The following is a 21,014-nucleotide window of genomic DNA, read 5'->3' as shown; positions in this document are numbered from 1 at the left end:
TCGCCACATGACCCTGTCCCGCCGCAACATCCTGCTCGGCGGTGGCGCGATCGGCGCCGCCGCGGCCATGCCCGCCGCCGTCCCCCCTGCCGCCGCCCAGGCGCCACTGAATGTCGGCCTCATCCTGATCGGCCCCGTGGGCGATTTCGGTTGGTCCACCATGCATGACCAGGGCCGCCGCCGGATGCTGGAGGTGCTGGGCGACCGCGTGCGCGCCACCCAGGTCGAGGCCGTGGCCCCGCCCGATTTCGACCGCGTGGCGACGCAACTGGTCCGCACGGGTTCGCGCCTGATCTTCACCACCAGCTTTTCCTATTTCCAGGCGACGCAGCGCGTGGCGGCGCAGAACCCCAACGTGTTCTGGGAAAATGCCACGGGCACCGCCACCGCCCGCAACCTCGCCATCTACAACGCCCGCTTCTATGAGGGCCGCTACGTCCAGGGCGTGATCGCGGCGCGCAAGTCGCGCAGCAAGACCATCGGCTATGTCGCCTCCTTCCCCGTGCCGGAGGTGATCCACGCCATCAACACCGTCATGCGCGGCGCCTGGTCCGTGGACCCGCAGATGCGCATCCGCGTGGTCTGGGCCGGCGCCTGGTTCAACCCGGGCCGCGAGGCCGACGCCGCCCGCGCGCTGATCGACCAGGGCTGCGACGTGATCTGCCAGCACACGGACAGCCCCGCGCCGCTGCAATTGGCCGAGCAGCGTGGCAACGTCTTCGGCTTCGGCCAGGCGAGCGACATGACGCGCTTCGCCCCGCGCGCCCACCTCACCAGCAGCGTGAACAACTGGGGCGACTACTACGTGGCCCGCGCCCGCGCGGTGCTGGACGGCGGCTGGCAGCCCAGCGACACCTGGGGCGGCCTCGATTCCGGCATGTTCCGTCTGGCGCCCTTCACCAACATGACGCCCGAGGAAGCGAGCGAGGCCGAGCGCATCCGCGACGCCCTGGCCGCCGGCACGCTGCAGCCCTTCGAGGGGCCCATCACGCGGCAGGACGGCACGCTGGTCATCCCCGCCGGCCAGCGCCTGACCGATGACCAGATCCGCGCCCAAAACTACTTCTACCAGGGCATCGAGGTGCAGATGCCCTGAGCGGGGCCTATTCCCGCACGAAGTCCAAATCCGCCCCGAGGCCGAGCTTGCCCAGCCCCTTCGCGATGCCGAAGCGGTGGCGCATCCAGGCCGAGGGCGGACCGCGCCGCTTCAACAGATACAGCGGCGCATGCACCGCCACCTGCGCCGCGCCGATGCCCCAGGCCATGGCCCAGGCGGCCCATTTCCTGTCGCTGACCGCCGCGCGGAACAGGGCGGAATGCCGGGCGCTGCGGGCCAGGCGCGCGCGCATGTAGTCGGGCGTCAGGCGGCCGCGTTGGTTCACCTCCACGACCCGCGCACCGGGCGTCCAGATGAAGTGGCGCCCCTCCTTCGCCAGCGTGAAGAACAGCAGCGTGTCCTCGCCGCCGGCGCGGCCCAGCGTTTCGTTGAAGGGTGCCGCGCCCGGCAGGCAGGTGGCGCGGCGCAGCATGGAATTGCCCGTGCCCACGCCCCGCCCACCGGCATGCCACCAGTGGAGCGGGTTCAGCCGCGTATCCGCCGGCAGGGCGAGGTCGGTGCGGAAGTATTCACCTTCCGGGTCCCAGTCCGGTGGCGCGCCGCCTTCAAAGACCGGGAATTTCGGGCCGAAGCTGGCATCCGCGCCGGTGCGCTCCAGCGCGGCCAGGTGGGCGGCAAGGCAGCCTTCCTCCGGCGCCTCGTCATCATCCACAAAGGCGACGAACTCACCGCGCGCCGCCACCACCCCCCGGTTGCGCGCGGCGGCGATGTTGCGGTGGGGCGTGGCCGGGATGTGGCGGAAAGGCACGGGGGCCGCGAAGCCCTCCACCAGCGGGCGGGCCAGCGCGTCGGGGTGGTTGTCTGCCACCACCACCTCCCATGCCACGCCGCCCGGCAGGCGTTGTCCGGCCAGGGCGTGCAGCGTGCGCGCCAGCAGGTCCATGCGGTCATGGCAGGGGACGACGACGCTCAGGCGTGGCGGGGGCATGGCGCGCAGGATGTGGGCGTGGTCGGCGCGCGGCAAGCGGCGGTGGCCCCGCGCCGCGCCCGCCTGTAGAGGGAAAGGGTGCAATCCCAGGTCCGCCCTCCTCCATGCCCGCCCTGCCGCGCCTGCTGACGGGGCCGCGCGGGCGCACCCTGGCCGGCATCGCGGACCAGGCGGTGATCAGCCTCGCCAATTTCGGGGTGGCGCTGGCGGTGCTGCGCCTCGGCACCAAGGAGGAATTCGGCCTCTACGCGCTGGGCTACATGGCGGTGGTGGTGGCCAACAGCTTCGCCGGCGGCATGTTCGGCAGCCAGTTCATCGTGGCCCAGCACGGGCGGCCCGAGGCCGCGCGGCCCGCCTTCGCCGCCGCCCTGCTGCTGGCGCAGCTGGGGGGCGTGGCGCTGGCCTGCCTGCTGGCGCTGGGCGCGCTGGCGGCGGCCGGTTGGGCCAACCCTTTCGTCGCGGTGATGCTGCTCGTCATGCCGGCGGCCGTGGCGCAGGATTTCCTTCGGGTCCATCGCCTCGCGCTGCTGCGGCCCCAGGCGGCGCTGGCGCTGGATGGGCTGAATGCGGTGCTCTGGGCCGGCTTCGCCCTGGCCGGGCTGGCGCTCGGGCTCGCGGTGCCGGTGGCGGCGCTGGCCGGCCATGGCGCGGCCTGCGCGGTGACGGCGGCGGTCGCGGCCGCCACGGCCCGGCTGCCGCTGCGGCAGGGGCTGCGCGGCATGGGCGACGGGCTACGGACGGTCTGGGATCAGGGGCGATGGTCGGTCGGCGGGGTCGCGGTGACGCTGGCGCAGAACCAGGCGCATTTCTACATCCTGGGCGTGCTGGCGGGCCTGGCCGCGGTGGCCGATGTCAACGCCGCCCGCATGCTGCTGACGCCCGCCGCGCTGCTGCTGGTGGGGGTGAACCGCACCCTGATCCCCGGCTTCGCGCAGCTTCGCGCGGCGGGCGAGGCGCACCGCATCCGCCGCCAGGCCGTCATCGCCACCCTCGTGCTGGTCGGCGCGGTGCTGGCCTATGCGCTGCTGCTCTGGGCCGCGTGGGACATGCTGGCGCGGCACCTGCTCCAGGGGCGCTATGACGGGATCGGGCCGCTGGTGGCACTCTGGACGCTGGTGATCGGGCTGCAGGCGGTGACGGAGATCGCGGCCGGGCAATTGCAGGCGGCCTCGCGCTTCCGCGCACTGGCGCTGCGCATCGGCATCGTCGCGGGGCCGGTGGTGGTGGCGCTGGTGCCCATGATCCTGTGGCTGGGCGGGCCGGGCAGCCTGATGGTGCTGGCGGCGGGCCAGGCGGCGCTGGGCGCGCTGCTGTGGCGCGAGGTGGCGCGCGAAACCTCCCCCCCGCGGCCAAGCTGCGCTACCACGGGGGCCTGATGTCACTCGCGGTTTCCGCCCCCGTCGCCCGCCCACACGCCACCGCACCCGTCGAGGCCGAGCGGGCGGATGTGCTGGCGCTGCGCCGCCTCACCCCGGCGCAGCTTCTGGTCACGCTCTGGCTGCGGCGCTGGGTGCTGCTGCTGGCGTTCGGTCTGCCTGTCGCGGCGGGGCTGGCGCTGGCCCTGACGCGCCAGCCGGTCTTCGAGGCCGAGACCAGCATGCTGATCCAGGTGACGCGCGAGAGCGTGGGCGCCGCCGACCTCTCCGGCCTCGGCCCCACGGTACAGACGGTGGAACAATTGCGCGTCGTGCGCTCCGAAATGGAGATCGCCACCAGCCGCCCCGTGGCCCGCCGCGCGGTGGAACGGCTGGGGCCCGCCACCATCGCCCCCGGCCTCGCCAACCCCCGCCCGTGGCAGCAAGCGATGACGCCGGAGGAACAGATCGAGGCCGCGACCACGATGCTCGGCCGCGCGCTGCGCGCGGACACCGAGCCCTCCACCAACATCCTGCGCCTGCGCTACCGCGCCACCGACCCCGCGCGGGCCACGCTGGTGCTGGAGGCGGTGCTGGAAGCCTATCTGCGCCAACGTTCGGAAACCGGCCATGAAGGTGGCGCGCAGTTGCTCACCTCCGACCTCGCCCGCCAGCGCGAGGAACTCCGCGGCATCGAGCGCGAGATCCAGGACGCCCAGGCCCGCTTCGGCGTGATGGAGCTGGGGCAGGACATCGCGCTCGCCAACGCACGGCTCAACACGCTGATGGAGCGCGAGAACACCCTGCGCGAACAGCGGGCGGCGACGGCGGCGCAGCTGGCCTCCGCACAGGAACGCCTGGCCGTGGAGCCCGAGCGCGTCTTCGCCGGCAGCGAGGCCACCAACCTCGCCCCCAATGACGAGGCGCGGAACACGCTGGCCCGATTGCTGCAGGAACGCCGCCACATCGCGACCCACTACGCCCCCGGCGCGCCGGAATTGCGGGAGCTGGACCAGCGCATCGCCAATGTCCGGCAGACGCTGGAGCGCAACGAGCGCACGGCCTTCGCCACCCGCCGCGAGATCCGCAACCCCAACCGGGACGCGCTGGAAGCCCGCGTCATCGCGTCGCGCATCGAACTCGACAGCCTGACGCGCCAGCTGGAGGAAGTGCGCGTGCAGCGCGGCGAGGCGGAGGCGCGCGCCACCACGCTGCGCGGCGCGGATGCCGTGCTGCGCGACCTGTTCCGGCGACGCGACGGGCTGGACGGCATCACCCGCAGCCTGGCCACGCGCGAGGCGGGCGTGCGGCTGGAGGAAAGCGCCCGACGCGGCGGGGCGGCCGCCGTACAGCTCGTGCAGCCGCCCACCGCGCCCTTCGAGGGCCGCAGCGGCGCCTTGCTCTTCGCCGCCGCCGGGCTGGTGGCGGGCTTCACCCTGGCCGGCGCCGGCCTCGTGCTGTTGACGCTGCTGCGCGCCACGCCCGCCACGCCGGGCGAGGCCGTGGTCAACCTGCGCCTGCCCGTGCTGGCCAGCTTCGCGCGGCCGGATGAGGAGGCCCCGCTGGCCGAACTGGCCGGCCTGCTGCTGGACCAGATCGGCGCGCGGCCGGTGCTGCACCTGACGGGCGAAGGGGATGACCAGCGCGGGCTGCTGGCGCGCGCCCTGGCCGGGGAACTCGCGCAACGTCGCGGACGCACGGTGCTGCTGCTGGACCTTCAGACCGATGGTGCCGCGCATCTGCGCGCCCTGGGCGGCACGCCGGAGGCGGTAGAGCGCGTCGAAGGACACGTCCTGGCCTTCCCCACCGCCCATGAACGCCTCTGGGTGGCCTATGAGTCCCAGCACAGCCAGTTAACCGACCCCCGCGCCAGCGAGGCCGAGGCCACGCGCATGCTGGCCCTGCTGAAGCGCGAGTTCGACGTGATCCTGGTGGTGGGCGCCGATGGCTCGGGCTACGCCGCACGGCGCCTCGCGGGGCTGATGGACGCGAACCTGCTGGTGGTGCGGGGCGAGGTGACGACGCTGCGCGCCGCGCGCGCCAGGCGCGACGAGATCCTGGCGGCCGGCGGCGCGCTGCCCGGCCTCGCCTTCACCGGGCGGCGGCAGGTGCTGCCTGGGCCGCTGGCCGCGCTGGGGCCATAGGGCGCGATCCGCGAAGGCGCGGGATTGCCGGAGCGGCGAATCGCCCTCCCGGCAAGGGCTGGAGCATGCGGCGTTCACATGCGTTCACGCCGCCTGCTCCAACCTTTGTTGAGAGCGGGATTCAGCGTTTTCGGTGATTCCCCCTCAACGCGTCCCGCTCTGGAACGCCGCCGCCCGCGCCTCCAGCGCGGCGAAGATCGCCTCCCGCGCCGGTGCGTCCAGCCCTTCGGTGGATTGTACGTCGGCGCCCAGGTGGTGCGGCTCCAGCGCCGCGACGAAGCGCGCCACGCCCTCCGGACTGTGGACGTCATGCCCCCAGGAGCTGTGGCAGAGCGAGCGCGATGAGGGGGCGTGCGGCAGAGGGCACAGCCCCGACCGCCCGGCATAGGCGCCGTAGAGGATGTATTCCGAGAATTGCCAGCGCCGTGCCAGCGCCCGCGTCCAGGGCACCCCCGCCACCGACTCCAGGCGGGCCAGGAGGGCGCGCACGCTCTCCGGGTTCCAGGTGATGAGCGAGCCGATGTAGTCCGCGCCGAAATAGTCGCAGGGCGGCAGGCCCAGCAACTCGGCCGCCGCGGCGTGCCAGGGCAGGTGGGTGTCGAGCCTGCCTTCGCCGGGCAGGGCATAGAGGCGCACCCGCCCCCCGGGCACGAGGGCCGCGGGGTCGAGCGGGCGGATCAGGCAGGTGTCGCTGTCGGCATGGATCACGACGTCACATGGCATGGCGGCCGCGGCGGCGAACTTCACGATCTGCTGCATGATCCAGCCGCGCACGAGGCCGACGGGCGTCAGGTAGATTTCGCGCCGCAGCGCCGGGATGAAGCGCCGGATCGCGCCCGGCGGTCGGGGCAGGTTGAGGAAGCCGCGCGGCAGCAGCGTCTCCTGCGCGATGACCTCGGTGCGCGGCCCGGCCAGCGACCCGAACAGCGCCAGGTCGCGGCGCGGCACCACGATGCGGTGCAGCACCTCTGGCCCGGCGAAGCGCTCCACGCTGTGCGCCAGCGTGCGGCACAGGGGAAAATCGCCGGCGAAGGAACAGGTCAGGATGCCGATACGCGGCGTGTCAGCGGGCAATTCGGGGTTCCCTGGGTCGGGCGGCCAGGCCGGTGCGCATGGTCTGGACGCGGCCAGCGGCCTCTTGCGATTGCAGCGCCAGCGTCACCTCGGTCACGTGCAGCGCGAGTTCCGGCCCCATCAGCGGCGGCGCCCCCTGCTCGACCTGGACGGCCAGTTGGGCCACGCCGCGCAGATAGTCCATGGGCGGCCTGCCCTTGGGGCGCGGGCGATAGGCCACGGGCAGCGCCCGGCCCAGGGTGACGCCGGGCAGGAAGGCCCCCAGCCGGAGTTCCAGCTTGCGCGCGGCCCGGTGCCAGAACCCCTTGCCGGTGGGGCTGAGGCGCAGCCTGGCCCGGTTGTCCCAGACATCAGGGATGGTGGCGAAGCCCTCCGTGCCCACCACCCGCAGCAGCCGGTTGTGGGGCGCGATGATGGACAGGCTGAGGCGCGCGACCACGCCATGGTCGAAGCGCAGCACGCCCACCGAGAAGTCGGGGTTCATGGGGCCAAGCCCCTCGCCCTTCTCGGGCAGCAGCTGGGCGGGCATGGCCACCACCTCGCGCACCGGGCCAAAGAGCGTGACCAGCGGGCCGATCTGGTAGCCGGCATGTTCCAGCACGCAGCCCATCTCGAACTCGTCGGCCGCCGGCCAGGGCGCGCCGGAGGCGCTGCGCCAGGCCTCGTGGCCCTGGTAGGGGATCAGCCCGTCATCCATCTCGGCCTGGGCCATGAGGGGGCGGCCGAGGCGCCCGGCCTCGACCAGCGCGGCCATCTCCTGCACCGGGGGGGCCAGGTGGTTGCAGGGGGCGGCGGCCAAAGCGAGGCCGCGCGCGGCGGCCAGCGCCACGAGTTCCTCGGCCTCGGCCATGGTCAGCGCCAGGGGTTTTTCGGAATAGACATGCTTGCCCGCCAGCAGGGCGGCGCGGCTGACCTCCACATGGCTGCGCGGGTTGGTGAGGTTCACCACCAGCGCCACCTCGGGGTCCGCCAGCACGGCTTCCAGGCTGGGATAGGCGCGCGTGCCATGGAAGCGCGCGAAGGCGTCCAGCCGCGTGGGGTTGCGGTCGAAGGCGCCCAGCAGCCGCAGCCCGGCATGGTCGGGGCGGGAGGCCATGTAGTAGTCGGCCACGAAGCCGCAGCCGATGACGGCGAAATTCATGCAGCCCCCGCCCGTTGCGCCGACTCGGCATGGTAGAGGGCCACGCGCCGCCACCAGGTCAGCTTGCCCAGGCCCCCCGCCGCCGCCAGCGCCGCCCGGCCGAAGCGGCCCCGCGCGGCCGGGAACGGCCAGAGCAGCAGGGCCAGCAGCCCCATGGCCAGGAATTGCGCCACCCCGCGCAGGGTGGTGCCGGCACCGCCATGGCGCCGCGACAGGGCGGCGAAGACCTGCCCACCGGAATAGGCGCGCAGCAGCGCATAGCGCAGGGCGAAGCGGCTGGCGGGCACCTTCTCCCGTGCCACGGCGCCGGGGCACCAGACGAAGCGCCGGCCCGCGCCTTCCAGGCGCAGGAACAGCTCCAGGTCCTCGCCGCCGCAGGCGCCGTAGTCGAGGTCGAAGGGCTCCGGTTCGGTGAAGCAGGTCGCGACGCGCCAGAGGGAATTGCCCGCACCCACCACGAAGTCCCGCGTGCGGGCGGGGCCGCCGGCGATGACGGGCGCGCCGTCGGGCATGGGGCTGAGGCGGCTGAACTGGCGGCTCTCCGGGTCCCAGGGCGCGGGCGCCACGCCGGGCGGCAGGGCGGGCCGCACGGCGCCCAGCGCGGCATCCGCGCCCGTGCGCTCCAGCGTGTCCACCAGCGCGTCGAGCCAGCCGGGCTCCACCTCCTGGTCATCGTCCAGGAAGGCCACGAGCGGCGCGCGGGCGGCGCGCAGCCCGGCATTGCGGGCGACCGAGATGTTGGGGGGTGAGCAGGGCACCGCGCGCAGGGGCACCAGCGGGTCCAAGCGCGCCAGCACCGCCGCCGCATGGCCATCCGGGCTGTTGTCGGCCACCACCACCTCGAAATCCAGGCCGCGCGTCGTCGCATGGGTGAGGCAGGAGCGCAGCGCGGCCTCCAGCAGCAGCGGCCGGCTGTGCGTGGTGATGACGATGCTGGCAACGGGCGCGCTCATGCGGCGCGCAGCCAGGCCGCGCCCTCGGCCCATCCTTGCTCGACGCTGATGGCGGGGTGCCAGCCCAGCCCCTCCGCCGCGGCCTCGATCGGATAGGTGACGCGCTGGCGGAACAGCGCCAGCTCGCCGCGCGCCGGGGCCTCCACCAAGGCGGGCAGGCCCGGGCGCAGCGCGGGCGCTGCCCGCGCCAAGGCCTTCAGCGGCAAGGACAACCAGGCATGGCGCGCGACCCGCGCGGGCGAAAGGCGCGGAGGCTCGATGCCCATCGCCGCCGCCAGCCCGGCGAAATAGGCGTTCCAGGTGAGGGGCGCCGCGCCACTGATGTTGTAGGCGCCAGGCCTTCCGGTCAGCGCCGCCTCGGCCGCCGCCGCCACGTCGTCCACATGCACGGGGTTGCACCAGCCCTCGCCGGCCGCGCCCATCTCGCCCACCAGGCCATGGCGCAGCCGCGCGCCCATCTTGCCCACCCACAGCATGGAGCCCGGGCCATGGACGATGGCGGGGCGCAGCAGCACGGTCTCGATCCCGGCGGCCTCGCATTCCCGTTCGGCGGCCGCCTTCCAATGGGCGTAGCCGGCGCCTTCGGATGTGACGCGCGGGCTATTCTCGGCCAGGGCGCCCTCGGTCCCGGCATAGACGCTGACGGAGCTGAGATGGACGAAGCGCCGCACCCCCGCCGCGCGGGCGGCCGCCAGCAGATGGCGCGTGCCGGCGATGGTGGTGGCCGCGTCGCCCACCGCGCAATGGATGACGGCGTCCACGCCCGCCAGCGTGGGGGGCAGGGTGGCGGGGTCCGTCAGGTCCAGCCGCGCACCGCCCGGCAAGGCCCGTCGCGAGGCCGCCCGCACCGCCATATCCCCGCGCGCGCCCAGCCGCCGGGCGATGGCGCCGCCGATGAAGCCGCTGGCCCCGGTCACGAGAAGGGTTTGGACGCCCATGCAACTTCTTGTAGCGCAGCGCGCCCGCGCCGCCAGCCGCGTGGAATTTGATTTCGTCCGGCCCCACCCGCTATGCGGGATGAAGGCGGGATCACGGGAAGGCACATGCGGGACAGATTGCGCCGCTGGCGCGGGGGGAAGGCCCGATGAGCACGGCCCTCGCATCCGCCAGCCCCTTCACCACCGCCGGGAGTGCCGCACCAGGGCGGCTGGTGCTGGCCATCATGGTCGTGGCGCTGTTCAACTACCTGGGCGCGCGGATTTCCCTGGCGCCGCCCGACCCGAGCGCCATCCTCTCGGGTTCCAACCCGGTGAACACGGCCATCCAGGCGGCGGTGCTGTTGCTGGGCCTGGGCTTCGCCCTGCGCCATCCGGGCCGGGTGGCGCGGCTCGCCTTGGCGGCCTGGCCCTTCCTGCTGCTCTTCGCCCTGGCGGGCGCCTCTATCCTGTGGTCCCAGGCGCCGGGGCAGAGCCTGCGCCGCAGTGTCGCCGTCGCGGCGCAGATGCTGTTCCTCTTCCTGATGTTCAGCGGGCTGGGCCTGCACCGGGCGATGCGCTTTTTCCTGGGCGTGGTGCTGCTGACGGTGGCGCTGGGGTTGCTGGAAGCCCTGCTGCGGCCCGCCATCGGCTTCGACGAGGGCTTCTACAGCAACGCCATCCGCGGGGTGTTCCTCCAGAAGAACGGCTTCGGCACGGCGCTGCTGCACGGGATGCTGGCGCTGAGCTTCCTGATGCTGGCCGCCGGACGGTTGACGGGGCGGCACATGGCCATCGCGCTGCTGCTGCTGGTGATGCTGGTGCTGGCGCGGTCCTCGACCGCACTGGTGCTCGCGCTGCTGGTGCTGGGGCTGACCCTGGCCTGGCTGGCCGCGCGGGCGGGCGGCGCCTGGCTGGCGCTGCTGCTGCTGGGGGTGGGCGGGTTCACCGCCGCCGCGCTGGGTTTCGCCGGCGCCTTCGGCACGGAGGGTTTCTTCGACCTGCTGGGCAAGGAGGAAACGCTGACCGGCCGCACCGACATCTGGGCCAGCGTGGACCGCGCCATCGCGCAGCGCCCCTTGTTGGGCCACGGCTTCGCCGCCTTCTGGCTCCAGGGGCTGACGCCGGCCGAGCTCATCTGGCTCGACCTGCAATGGCCCGCGCCCGATTCGCACAGCGGCTGGCGCGAGGTGGTGCTGCAACTGGGCTGGGTGGGCTTCGCGGTGCTGGCGGCGGCGGCGGCGCTGAGCCTGGCCGTGGCGCTGTGGCGGCTTGCGGGGCCGCGGCGCGCGCTGGGCTACTGGGTGCTGGTCCTGCTGCTGGTGGGCGTCATCCATGCCAATACCGAGGCCGCGCTGCTGCGGGGCGACGGGCTGCTGATCCTGTGGGTGCTGGGCTGGCTCGGCCTTGTGGCACCGGAGGGCGCGCGGGAACTGGCACGCCCTGGTTGATCCGCGGTAAGCGGACGCATGCCTCCCTTGCCCTCCCGCCGCTGGGCCGACCTGGCCTGGACCGACTTCGCCGCCCTGCCGCCCGACACGGTGGCCGTGCTGCCGCTGGCCGCCACCGAACAGCATGGGCCGCATTTGCCGCTGTCGGTGGACACGCGCATCAACGAGGGCGTGCTGGACGCGGCGCTGGCCCGGCTGCCCGAGGATTTCCCCGTGCTGGTGCTGCCCGTGCAGGCCGTCGGCTGCTCGGTCGAGCATATCCGCTTCCCCGGCACGCTCACCGGCTCGGTCGAGACGCTGCTCGCCTTCTGGACCGAGATCGGCGAGGGCGTGGGGCGCGCCGGGGTGAAGCGGCTGGTGCTGCTGAACACCCATGGCGGCAACCAGCAGATCATGGAAATCCTGGCGCGGCGGCTGCGGATCAGGGCGGGACTCTTCGCGGTGGCTGCCAATCCGGGGCGGATGGGGAACCCGCCCGGGCTGGTGGGCGCGGAGGAGGACCGCTTCGGCATCCATGCGGGCTTCGTGGAAACCAGCCTGATGCGGGCGCTGGACCCCGCGCGGGTGCGGATGGAACAGGCGCGGGATTTCCGCTCGGCCTGGGCCGGTCTCGACGCGCCGCTCGCCCCTGGAAGCGGGGTGGCGCCGGCCTGGCAGGCGCAGGACCTGAACCCCGCCGGCGCGGTGGGCGATGCTGCGGCCGCGACACCCGAGGCCGGCGCCGCGATCCTGGACCATTGCGCCACGCGCCTCGTCTCGCTGCTGGAGGCGGTGCGCCGCTGCGACATCGCCGCCTGGCTCGAACAGACCCCGGAGGGATTGCCATGACCCATGACATCACGGGCCTGATGGCCGCCCTGCCCGGCCTCGACTGGATCACCGACCCCGCCCTGGTGCGCCAGAAGAGCCGCGATTTCTTCTGGTACAGCCCCGTGCTGAAGCGCCAGTTGAACGGCGCGCGGGCCGATGTGGTGGCGGTGCCGCGCAGCGAGGAAGAGGTGGTGCGCCTGCTGGCCGAATGTCACGCGCGGCGCATCCCCGTCACCACGCGCGGCGCGGGCACGGGCAATTACGGCCAGGCGATGCCGCTGCTGGGCGGCGTGGTGCTGGACATGTCGGCCATGGACGCCGTGCTCTGGGCGAAGCCGGGGCTGGTGCGCGCCCAGGCCGGCGCGAAGATCATCGACATGGACCGCCACACCCGCGCGGCGGTGGGGGGCGAGCTGCGCTTCCACCCCTCCACCAAGCGCACCGCCACCATCGGCGGCTTCATCGGCGGCGGGTCTTCCGGCATCGGCTCCTGCACCTGGGGCATCCTGCGCGAGCCGGGCAATGTGCTGGGGCTGCGCGTGGTCACGATGGAGGAAACGCCGCGCGTGCTGGAACTGCGCGGGGCGGAGCTGGACCTCGCCAACCACGCCTATGGCACCACCGGCATCATCACCGAGGTGGAGATGCCACTCGCGCCCTCCGAGGATTGGCTGGACCTGACGCTGGCCTTCCCCAGCCTGATGGACGCCGCCCGCTTCGGTGATGCGCTGGCCAGCATGGACGGCGTGGTGAAGAAGCTGGTCTGTGTGCTGGCCGCGCCCATCGCGCAGCAATATTTCAAGGGCTTCCCGGCACTGGGCGAAACCGAGGCGGTGGTGCTGGCCATGGTGGCGCCACCCTATCTCGACGCGCTGGTGCCACTGCTGGCGCGGCACTGGGGCCGCGAGGTGGCGCGCATCCGCACCGAGGACGCGCCCGTCCCCGCCTATGAGTTCACCTGGAACCACACCACGCTCCAGGCGCTGAAGGTGGACCGGAGCATCACCTACCTCCAGACGCTGTTCCCCGCGCCGGACCACCTGGCACTGATCGCGCGGATGGAACGGGAGTTCGGCGACGAGGTGCCCATCCACCTCGAATATGTGCGGCTCGGCGGGCGCGTGTGCTGCTTCGGGCTGCAACTGGTGCGCTTCACCACGGAAGAGCGCCTGAATGAGATCATCCGCATCCACGAGGACGCGGGCGCGCCCATCTTCAACCCGCACGCCTTCACGCTGGAGGAGGGCGGCATGAAGCAGGTGGACGCCGCCCAGCTCGCCTTCAAGCGCCAGGCCGACCCGCTGGGCCTGCTCAACCCTGGCAAGATGCTGGCCTGGGACGATCCGGACTGGACGCCGGATCGTCCCGGCAAGGTCTACCTCTTCCCCGCCGCCGAGGACGAGGCCGACTGATGCGCGTCCTGATGGTCTATTGCCACCCGCGCGCCGACAGTTTTTCCGCGGCTCTTCGCGACACGGCCCTGGAGGCGCTGCGGGCCCGCGGCCATGAGGTCGAACTGCGCGACCTCTACGCCGAGGGCTTCAACCCGGTGCTGAGCGCCGAGGAACGCGGCGTCTACAATGACGAGAGCGCGAACCAGGCGGGCATCGAGCACGAGATCGCGCAGCTGCGCCGCGCCGATGCCCTGCTGCTGGTCTATCCCACCTGGTGGTATGGCATGCCCGCCATGCTCAAGGGCTGGTTCGACCGGGTCTGGGTGCCGGGCGTCACCTTCACCTTCAGCGACAGCGCCATCCAGCCCGCGCTGACCAACATCAAGCGGATGGGAGTGGTGACGACCTATGGCTCGCCGCTCTGGCTGCTGTTGTTCCTGCTGTGGCCGGACCGGCGGGTGATCGCGGGCGGCATAAGACGGCTCTGCGCGAAGGGCTGCCCGATGGATTGGCTCTACCTCACGCGCATGGACACGCGCGAGGCACCGGACCGCGCGCGCTTCCTGGCGAAGGTCAAGGCACGGCTGTCAGCCTGGTAGGCCCAGCGCCTCGTCCAGCTCCCGGTAATCGGGCGGCATCGCGTCCAGCACGCGGCCGGCGCGCAGCACGATGCGGTCGCTCTGCGGGCGGCTGAGCCATTCCGTCAGGCCGCGCGCGCGGAAGGCGATGAGGTCCGCCACCGCACCCACGCGGATCACGCCCGCCGCGATGCCCATGGCGCGCGCCGGGTTGACGCCCGCCGCCGCCGCCCAGCCCGTGGGTGGGTGGTCAAGGTGCAGGATGCGCGTGGCCTCGCGCATCACCTCCACCATGTCGAGGTCGCCATAGGCATAGAAGGGATCGCGCGTGTTGTCCGAGGCGACGGAGACGTTCACGCCGGCCGCCCGCATCTCATGCACCAGCGTCACACCGCGCCAGCGCGGGGTGCGGCCCGCCACCCGGTCCTGGAGATACATGTTGCACATGGGCAGCACGATGATGGAGATGCCGGCCTCGGCCACGCGGGCGATGGTCTCGCGCGCGTAGTCCTCCGGCTGGAGTGAGAGCGAGCAGCAATGCCCGCACTGGATGCGTCCCTTGAAGCCGCGGCGCAGGGCGGTGAGTGCGATTTCGCGGAGCGCGCGGGCGCCGGTCTCGCCGCTCTCGTCCACATGCAGGTCAAGGTCGAGGCCACGCGCCTCGGCCAGCGCGAAGAAGTGATCCAGCATGGGCTGGAAGTCGGGCGGCAGGTCGTCATGCACGCCGCCGGTCAGCCGCGTCACCATGCCGAGCACGCCGCCTGTGCGCGCCACGATATCGGCCAGTTCCTCGCCCTCCGCGCTGGCGAAGCGGTCCAGCGGGCAGATGGAGGACATCTGGAGCGTGATGCGCCCGGACCACGCCTCGCGCAGGCGGCGGAAGGCCTCCCAGGCGATGGGCGCATGGGGCATGTAGCTGTCGAGATGGGTGCGGATGGCGACCGTCCCGTGGGCGTGGGCGCAGCGCAGCGCGAAATCCGCGCGGGCGGCGATGTCGCGCGCGGACCAATTCGCGTCGCGGTCGGCCATGACGCTTTCGATGGCGCCCGCGAAATCCCCGGTGGGGTTGGGGCGGCGCGGCCAGATGTGGCCCTTGTCGAGATGGGTGTGCCCGTCCACCAGCCCGGGCCAGAGCTGCCCGCCATCAAGCGATGGCCCCTCCGGCGCGGTGCCGAGAGGAGCCAGCGCCGCGATGCGCCCGTCCTCCACCCGCACATCCAGCCGCAGCAGGTCCTGTGCGTCCGGCGCACCCGGCGCGCCCTCGACCAAGGAAGCGGGCACCCGCGCATCGCGCAGCCAGTAGCGCGCCCCTGCCCCGGCCAGCGCGGCCCGCAATGCCTGCATCATCGGTGTTCACCCGTATCGGCGCTCTCGTGCCAGCGCCGGAGAAGGAGGTGGGACAACAGCGACAGCGCCATGAAGATGGCGATGCCCGTGCCGGAGACGAGCACCAGCGCCGCGAACATGCGGGGAATCTGCAACTGGTAGCCGGATTCGAGGATGCGATAGGCCAGCCCCGAGGCCGTGCCCCCCGTCCCCGCCACGAATTCCGCGACGATGGCGCCGATCAGCGCCAGACCCCCCGAAATCCGCAGCCCCGCCAGGAAATACGGCATGGCCGAGGGCAGTTTCAGCCGCCACAGCACCTGCCAGCGTGAGGCGCCATACAGCCGGAACAGGTCCAGCAGGTTCCGGTCCGTGCTTTGCAGCCCCACCGTGGTGTTGGACAGGATGGGGAAGAAGGCGACGATCCAGGCGCAGATCAGCAGCGCCGCCCGCACATCATCCACCCAGATGATGATGAGCGGCGCGATGGCCACGATGGGCGTCACCTGCAGCACCACCGCATAGGGAAAGAGGCTCATCTCGATCACGCGGGACTGCGCGAAGAGGATGGCCAGCAGCAGCCCCAGCGAGGCCGCGACGGCGAGTGCCGCGAAGGTGATCTGCACCGTCACCAGCAGGGAGACGGAGAGTGAATCCCAGTCGCGCGCGAGGGTCTGCGCGATCTGCACGGGGCCGGGGAGGATGTAGGAGGGAATGCCCTGCGCCCAGACGGCCCATTCCCAGGCGGCCAGGGCCAGGAAGCCCAGCACCGCGGGGGCGAACCAGCGCAGCGCCTGCGCGCGCGAGATCATGCGGCCTCCGATCGCCGGAGGTGTGAAGCGGTGGCGCCCATCATGCCGCCTCCATGGCGGCGGCAAGCGCGTGGCTCACCTCGCGGCAATGCGCGGCGTAGCTGGCCGAGGTGCGGAATTCCGGTGTGTCGCGGTCCTCGGCGGGCACGCGCAACTCCCGCACCACGCGGCCGGGGCGGGGCGCCATGACGACGACGCGTTCGGCCAGGAACACGCTCTCGAAGATGGAATGGGTGACGAAGACCACGGTGAAGCGTTCATCCCGCCAGAGGTTCAGCAGATCATTGTTCAGGCGGAACCGGGTGATCTCGTCGAGTGCGGCGAAGGGTTCGTCCATCAGCAGCAGGCGCGGCCTGGTCACCAGCGCGCGGGCGATGGAGACGCGCATCTTCATGCCGCCCGACAGCGCGCGGGGATAGGCATCCTCGAAGCCCGCGAGTTCCACGCGCGCGAGCATCTCGACGGCGCGCGCATGGGCCTCGCGCCGGTTCATCCCCGCCAATTCCAGCGGCAGGGCCACGTTGCGCGCGGCGGTGGCCCAGGGCATCAGCGTCGGCTCCTGGAAGACGAAGCCGATGCCCTTGCGGGCGGCGGGGTCGGCGGGGAAGCTGATCTCGCCGGCGGAGGGCGGGATCAGCCCCGCGATCATCCGCAGCAACGTGGACTTGCCACAGCCTGACGGCCCCAGCAGCGCGAGGAAATCCCCGCGCGCCAGTTCCATGTCCACCGCCTGCACGGCCAGCGTGCCCGTGCCGTAGCGCTTGGCGACGCCCTTCAGCGCAACGAGAGGCGGCGCGCTCAGGTCAGGCCCACCCGCTGGTTCACGAAACGCAGGTCATAGGCGCGCTTGAAATCCATCCCGGCCGGATACAGGCCCGCATCGCGGCAGGAATTATAAAAGCTCTCCCAGCGGGCGTCGGTCATGGCGCCGATGCCCAGGCGCTCGGCGTCGCCGCTCATGACGATGCCCATCTCGTTCATCACGCGGATGGCGTAGGCGATGCGCTCGGCGTTCATCTCGGGGTTGTCGCGGATGATGGCGGCATCGGCCGCCGCATTGTCGCGCCCCGCCATGTAGCCGGCCCAGCCCTCGATGCTGGCGGTCATGAAGCGCTGCAGCACCTCGCCGCGGGTGTCCACCATGCGGCGGCTGACCAGCACGGTGTTGTTGTAGTTCTCATACCCCGCATCGGCGATGAGGAAGACGCGCGGCCGGATACCGGCCTGGATGGCGCTGAAGGGCTCGGAACTCAGGAAGCCCTGCTGGATGGCCATGCGGTCGGCCAGGAAGGGCTGGATGTTGAAGGTGTAGGGGCGGATCTGGTCATCGGTGAAGCCGAACCGCGCCTTCAGGAAGGGCCAGAAGGTGACGCGGCCCGCGGCGCCGATCAGCACCGGGCGGCCGCGCATCTCCTCGAAGCGGGTGATGCCGTTGCCCTCATGCGTCATGAGGATCTGCGGATCCTTCTGGAAGACGGCGCCGACGCAGAGGAAGGGGATGTTTTCCCGCACGAAGTTCAGCGCCTGGAAGCCGTTGCCCATGATGGCGTCCACGCGCCCGGCCAGCAGAAGCTGCGCGGGGTTCTGCTGCGGCCCGCCCATGCGGATTTCGCACTCGATCCCGTGGCGGCGGTAGATGCCGTCGGCCACCGCCTTGTAGAAGCCGCCATGCTCGGCCTGGGCGCGCCAATCCGTGTGGAAGATGACGCGGTCGAGGCTTTGCGCCACGCCCACCCGCGCGCCGGGCACCGCGGCCAGCGCGAGTGCCGTGCCGCCGCCAAGAAGCGCGCGCCGTTCGATCCTGTAGCGAGTCCGCATCTACCGCCTCCGACCATTCTGGGCACCGGACATGTTGGCGCCGGCGCGGGTTGCAACAGCAGGGATGCCGTGCCGGGCGGCGGGTTGCAAGCCTGAACATGCCCAAGGCAAGGGCGGCTCAGCCCAGCGCTGCCCGGATGTCCAGCAGGCTCTCCACGCGCTCGGCCACATGGGGGGTTTCGTCATGCGCCTCGCCCCAGGGGCCGCGCGGGAGGAAGAGGGGGCGCATCCCCGCGGCCCGCGCCGGGGCCACGTCATTGTCCAGCCGGTCGCCCACATAGACGATGCGCTCGGAGGGCGCCTGCGCGGCCTCCGTCACCCGGGCGAAGAAGCCGGCCTCAGGCTTGGAGATGCCCCATTGCGCCGATGTCGCGACGAAATTGGCGCCAAGGTCCAATGCCGTCAGCGCCTCCGCCACCCCTTCCGGCTGGTTGCCCGCGATGCCGATGGCGAAGCCCGCCGCGCGCAGTTCGGCCAGGGCCTGGCGCACATCGGGGTAGAGGTCCTCCTCGCGCGGGATTTCCAGCTCGGCCAGGCGCTGCCGGTGCGCGCGGATGTCGAGGCCCGGCGCCAACTCCCGCACCGTGCCGCCGATGCCCTTGCCGGCGCGGATGCCCGCGCCCAGCGCCGCGCGGAACGCCTGTTCGGACAGGCCCACGAGTTCGGCCCAGCCGCGCCAGACCCGCGCCTCGTCCACCAGCACGCCGCCCACGTCGAAGACGATCCAGCGCGTCACCAGGTCATTTCCAGCAGGGCCACGCGGTTCTCACCCAGCGGCAGCACGCGGCCGGAGACGCGCTCCTGGTTGAACAGGCCCTGGATGGGCGTGCCGGCGCGCTCGGCCGGCAGGCGGGCGGTGGTGACGGCCAGGCTCGCCACGCCCTCGCGCCGTTCGGCGGCCTCGCGCCCGTCCAGCAGCACCACGTCGCGCGGCCAGCCGTAATAGCCGCGGGGCCGCGTCATCCGCACCACGCAGGCGGCGGCGCGGTCGGCCTCGTTCAGCGGCGCGGGTGGGCGCAGGTGCAGCACGTCGGTGCTGCGCGGGAAGGGTGAGCGGAAGTAATGCGCGATGGGGTGGCCGGGCGCGGCCAGCACGATCTCCAGCGTCCAGGCGCTGTCCACCGTGACCGGGCCCCAGACGCCATCCGCGCCGGTCTCGCGGCGGTGCAGCGCCTCGCCCATGCGGGCGCCGGTCGCGGGGTCGGTGCGGAACACCTCCACGACTGCGCCGGCCACGGGGCGGTTGGTGGCGGCACCGCCGGCCAGGCCCGTCACCAGCCCGTTCAGCACCGGCCGCGCATCGGCGGGCACGTCCAGCCGCGCGGGCTCCCGCCCCGCGATGAAGCGGAACTGCTCGCGGAAGGCGCGCCAGTGATAGGCGACCTCGCGGTGATCCAATCCGGGCAGCAGGATATTGGTGGCGCCCCGCAGCGCCGGCCCGTCCTGCGTGATGCCGGTGGGCGTTCCGGCGCGCCCCACGAAGCGGCCATCGGGCTGGGCGAAGAGGTCATTGTCCGAGCGGATGGTCATGAAGGCGGTGCCCTCCACCACATCCGTCGCCCCACCGTTCAGCCGCTGCAGGAAGGGGCTGCGGGCGTTGAACTCGCTGCCCGGGTTGAACTCCCAGTCGAAGACGCCGCGGTTGGGCGTGCCACAGAGGATGGCGTGGCTGACCTGCGCGTGCCCGCCCTGGTGCACCACGAAGTCCCGGATGGGATAGCCGCCGCGCGAATTGCCGATGAGCGCGATCTTGCCGGCCCCCGTGCGGGCGCGGAACTCGGCCACCATGGCGGCCAGGCGCTCGGTCTGCTCGGCGCTGGAGCTGCGGTGCTCCTGCGCCACCGCGTCATTCGCGCGCGCCACGGGGTCGGGCATGTTCACCGCCCGCAGGCGATCACGCGGCCAGCCATTGGCCTCGAAGCGCCACAGCGTGGTCAGCCAGAGCGCGGCGTGGTCGCCATTGCCATGGACCATGAGGATGGGGGTGTGCCCGTCCTGCGCGCGCGCGGCGCGGGCCAGGAAGGGCGTGGCGAGGAAGGCGCCCAAAGTGGCGCGGCGGGTGATGTTCATGGGTGTTCTCAACTGTCGAGGCGGATGCCCAGTTCCCGGATCAACGGGCGCCACTGCGCGTTCTCGGCGGCGACGAAGGCGTTGAATTCGGCCGGCGTCCAGGGCTGGTATTGGATGCCCAGGTCCTGCATGCGCTGGGTGATGGGTTCGGACTGGATGGCCGCCGCCATGTCCCGCGCCAGGCGCTCGATGATGGGGGTGGGCGTGCCGGTGGGCACGCTCATGCCCTGCCAGCCGAAGGCGACGGCGTCATGGCCCAGTTCGCGCATGGTGGGCACGTCGGGCGCCTGGGGGCTGCGCGCCTCGCTCAGCACGGCCAGGGCGCGCACCCGCCCGTCGCGGATGAAGGGCAGGCCGGTGGCGGTGTCGATCATCACGCTGTCCACGCTACCGCCCATCAGGTCCTGCATGGCGGATGGCCCGCCGCGATAGGGGACGTGGGTGGCGTCGAGCCCGGTGCGACGGCGGACCATCTCCATGGCCAGATGGTGCGGCGAGGCGACGGCGGGCGAGCCATAGGTCGGCGCCCGGGTCCGCGCGGCGGCCAGGAATTCCGCGAAGCTGGCCGGCCCGCCCTCCCGCCGCACCACGATGTAGAGGGGGAAGCGCCCGATGAAGCCCACCCCGGTCAGGTCCGTGTCCGGGTTGTAGGGCAGCCGGGCGTAGAGCGCCGGGTTGTAGGTGAGGATGCCATTGTCCACGTGCAGCCAGGTGTAGCCATTGGGCGCGGCGCGGGCCGCCGTCTCGCTGGCCAGCACCGCGCCGCCGCCCACCCGGTTCTCGATGAGCACGTTCTGCCCCAGCCGCGGCGCCATCTGCGCGCCGATCAGCCGGGCGAAGGCGTCGGAGGGGCCGCCGGGCGGATAGCCCACGATCCAGCGGAGCGGGCGTTCGGGAAAGCCGGCCTGGGCCGCGGCCGGCGCGGCGAGCGCGGCCAGGCCCAGCCCGAGGGCATTGCGGCGGTTGAGCATGGGGCGTCTCCTGGAACCCTTTCAGGATGTGGCGCGCCGCGCGCGGCTGCAAGCGGGGCAGGGTCACATGGATGTGCGACGTCGGGTGAAGCTTGGTCTTGCGGCCCGTAGGGCCGAGGCCGCGAATGCGGCCCGCGGCCTGTGCCGCGAAGCCAAGC

At 72.4% G+C, this 21,014-nt stretch carries 19 protein-coding genes; 7 read left to right on the top strand and 12 right to left on the bottom strand.

Going from position 1 to position 21,014, the window contains the following annotated elements:
• Positions 1–7: 7 nt before the first annotated feature.
• Entirely contained in the window at positions 8–1,096 is a 1,089-nt protein-coding gene (locus GGQ83_RS03380) for a BMP family ABC transporter substrate-binding protein (RefSeq protein ID WP_184382174.1), read from the top strand.
• 7 nt (positions 1,097–1,103) lie between these two features.
• On the opposite strand, the gene GGQ83_RS03375 is transcribed toward GGQ83_RS03380, so the two are convergent.
• Positions 1,104–2,045, bottom strand: a complete 942-nt coding sequence (locus GGQ83_RS03375) for a glycosyltransferase family 2 protein (protein WP_184382173.1) — start codon at positions 2,043–2,045, stop codon at positions 1,104–1,106.
• Positions 2,046–2,149: 104 nt separating this feature from the next.
• On the opposite strand from GGQ83_RS03375, the gene GGQ83_RS03370 reads away from it, so the two are divergent.
• Both GGQ83_RS03370 and GGQ83_RS03365 read left to right on the top strand, forming a co-directional pair.
• Positions 2,150–3,421: an MATE family efflux transporter gene (locus GGQ83_RS03370; RefSeq protein WP_184382172.1), complete on the top strand. Its 1,272-nt coding sequence runs from the start codon at positions 2,150–2,152 to the stop codon at positions 3,419–3,421.
• The gene (locus GGQ83_RS03365; RefSeq protein WP_184382171.1) at positions 3,421–5,544 is read left to right on the top strand and encodes a GumC family protein; all 2,124 of its coding nucleotides are present in this window, start codon (positions 3,421–3,423) and stop codon (positions 5,542–5,544) included. Before GGQ83_RS03370 ends, GGQ83_RS03365 begins: the two co-directional genes overlap by 1 nt.
• A 144-nt stretch (positions 5,545–5,688) precedes the next feature.
• Here the strand turns inward: GGQ83_RS03365 and GGQ83_RS03360 are convergent, their stop codons facing one another.
• Genes GGQ83_RS03360 through GGQ83_RS03345 form a run of 4 tightly spaced genes read right to left on the bottom strand, consistent with a single transcriptional unit; the run spans position 5,689 to position 9,650 of the window.
• The gene (locus GGQ83_RS03360) at positions 5,689–6,618 is read right to left on the bottom strand and encodes a DUF6492 family protein (protein WP_184382170.1); all 930 of its coding nucleotides are present in this window, start codon (positions 6,616–6,618) and stop codon (positions 5,689–5,691) included.
• On the bottom strand, positions 6,608–7,759 hold the full coding sequence (locus tag GGQ83_RS03355) for a Gfo/Idh/MocA family protein (protein ID WP_184382169.1): 1,152 nt from the start codon (positions 7,757–7,759) through the stop codon (positions 6,608–6,610). The genes GGQ83_RS03360 and GGQ83_RS03355 overlap by 11 nt, the downstream gene beginning before the upstream one ends.
• Positions 7,756–8,712 carry a glycosyltransferase family 2 protein gene (locus GGQ83_RS03350; RefSeq protein WP_184382168.1) on the bottom strand — a complete coding sequence of 319 codons (957 nt, stop codon included), beginning with the start codon at positions 8,710–8,712 and terminating at the stop codon, positions 7,756–7,758. Before GGQ83_RS03350 ends, GGQ83_RS03355 begins: the two co-directional genes overlap by 4 nt.
• Positions 8,709–9,650 (bottom strand): NAD-dependent epimerase/dehydratase family protein, encoded by a 942-nt coding sequence (locus tag GGQ83_RS03345; RefSeq protein WP_184382167.1) that lies wholly within the window; start codon positions 9,648–9,650, stop codon positions 8,709–8,711. Before GGQ83_RS03345 ends, GGQ83_RS03350 begins: the two co-directional genes overlap by 4 nt.
• Before the next feature lie 146 nt (positions 9,651–9,796).
• Here GGQ83_RS03345 and GGQ83_RS03340 point away from each other — a divergent pair, with 146 nt between their 5' ends.
• Genes GGQ83_RS03340 through GGQ83_RS03325 form a run of 4 tightly spaced genes read left to right on the top strand, consistent with a single transcriptional unit; the run spans position 9,797 to position 13,880 of the window.
• A complete protein-coding gene (locus GGQ83_RS03340; RefSeq protein WP_184382166.1) occupies positions 9,797–11,077 on the top strand; it encodes an O-antigen ligase family protein in 1,281 nt (426 codons plus the stop codon).
• 18 nt (positions 11,078–11,095) lie between these two features.
• Positions 11,096–11,905, top strand: coding sequence for a creatininase family protein (locus GGQ83_RS03335; protein ID WP_184382165.1), 810 nt, complete (start codon positions 11,096–11,098; stop codon positions 11,903–11,905).
• Entirely contained in the window at positions 11,902–13,299 is a 1,398-nt protein-coding gene (locus tag GGQ83_RS03330; protein WP_184382164.1) for an FAD-binding oxidoreductase, read from the top strand. Before GGQ83_RS03335 ends, GGQ83_RS03330 begins: the two co-directional genes overlap by 4 nt.
• The gene (locus GGQ83_RS03325) at positions 13,299–13,880 is read left to right on the top strand and encodes an NAD(P)H-dependent oxidoreductase (RefSeq protein ID WP_184382163.1); all 582 of its coding nucleotides are present in this window, start codon (positions 13,299–13,301) and stop codon (positions 13,878–13,880) included. The genes GGQ83_RS03330 and GGQ83_RS03325 overlap by 1 nt, the downstream gene beginning before the upstream one ends.
• On the opposite strand, the gene GGQ83_RS03320 is transcribed toward GGQ83_RS03325, so the two are convergent.
• The 7 genes from GGQ83_RS03320 to GGQ83_RS03290 form a co-directional block, all read right to left on the bottom strand.
• Positions 13,869–15,206: a cytosine deaminase gene (locus GGQ83_RS03320; RefSeq protein ID WP_184382162.1), complete on the bottom strand. Its 1,338-nt coding sequence runs from the start codon at positions 15,204–15,206 to the stop codon at positions 13,869–13,871. The two genes, GGQ83_RS03325 and GGQ83_RS03320, sit on opposite strands and share 12 nt — an antisense overlap.
• Positions 15,203–15,997, bottom strand: coding sequence for an ABC transporter permease (locus GGQ83_RS03315; protein WP_184382161.1), 795 nt, complete (start codon positions 15,995–15,997; stop codon positions 15,203–15,205). The genes GGQ83_RS03320 and GGQ83_RS03315 overlap by 4 nt, the downstream gene beginning before the upstream one ends.
• Before the next feature lie 40 nt (positions 15,998–16,037).
• Positions 16,038–16,718, bottom strand: a complete 681-nt coding sequence (locus GGQ83_RS03310) for an ABC transporter ATP-binding protein (protein ID WP_184382160.1) — start codon at positions 16,716–16,718, stop codon at positions 16,038–16,040.
• A gap of 77 nt (positions 16,719–16,795) precedes the next feature.
• Entirely contained in the window at positions 16,796–17,815 is a 1,020-nt protein-coding gene (locus tag GGQ83_RS03305) for an ABC transporter substrate-binding protein (RefSeq protein ID WP_184382159.1), read from the bottom strand.
• A gap of 118 nt (positions 17,816–17,933) precedes the next feature.
• Positions 17,934–18,551, bottom strand: a complete 618-nt coding sequence (locus GGQ83_RS03300; protein ID WP_184382158.1) for an HAD family hydrolase — start codon at positions 18,549–18,551, stop codon at positions 17,934–17,936.
• Positions 18,548–19,885: a hydrolase gene (locus GGQ83_RS03295; protein WP_184382157.1), complete on the bottom strand. Its 1,338-nt coding sequence runs from the start codon at positions 19,883–19,885 to the stop codon at positions 18,548–18,550. The genes GGQ83_RS03300 and GGQ83_RS03295 overlap by 4 nt, the downstream gene beginning before the upstream one ends.
• An 8-nt stretch (positions 19,886–19,893) precedes the next feature.
• On the bottom strand, positions 19,894–20,856 hold the full coding sequence (locus GGQ83_RS03290) for a Bug family tripartite tricarboxylate transporter substrate binding protein (protein ID WP_184382156.1): 963 nt from the start codon (positions 20,854–20,856) through the stop codon (positions 19,894–19,896).
• Positions 20,857–21,014 lie beyond the last annotated feature (158 nt).

The organism is Roseococcus suduntuyensis (genome assembly GCF_014196305.1).
In the GTDB taxonomy this organism is placed as follows: domain Bacteria; phylum Pseudomonadota; class Alphaproteobacteria; order Acetobacterales; family Acetobacteraceae; genus Roseococcus; species Roseococcus suduntuyensis.
This window is presented reverse-complemented; position numbering and strand designations above follow the sequence as displayed.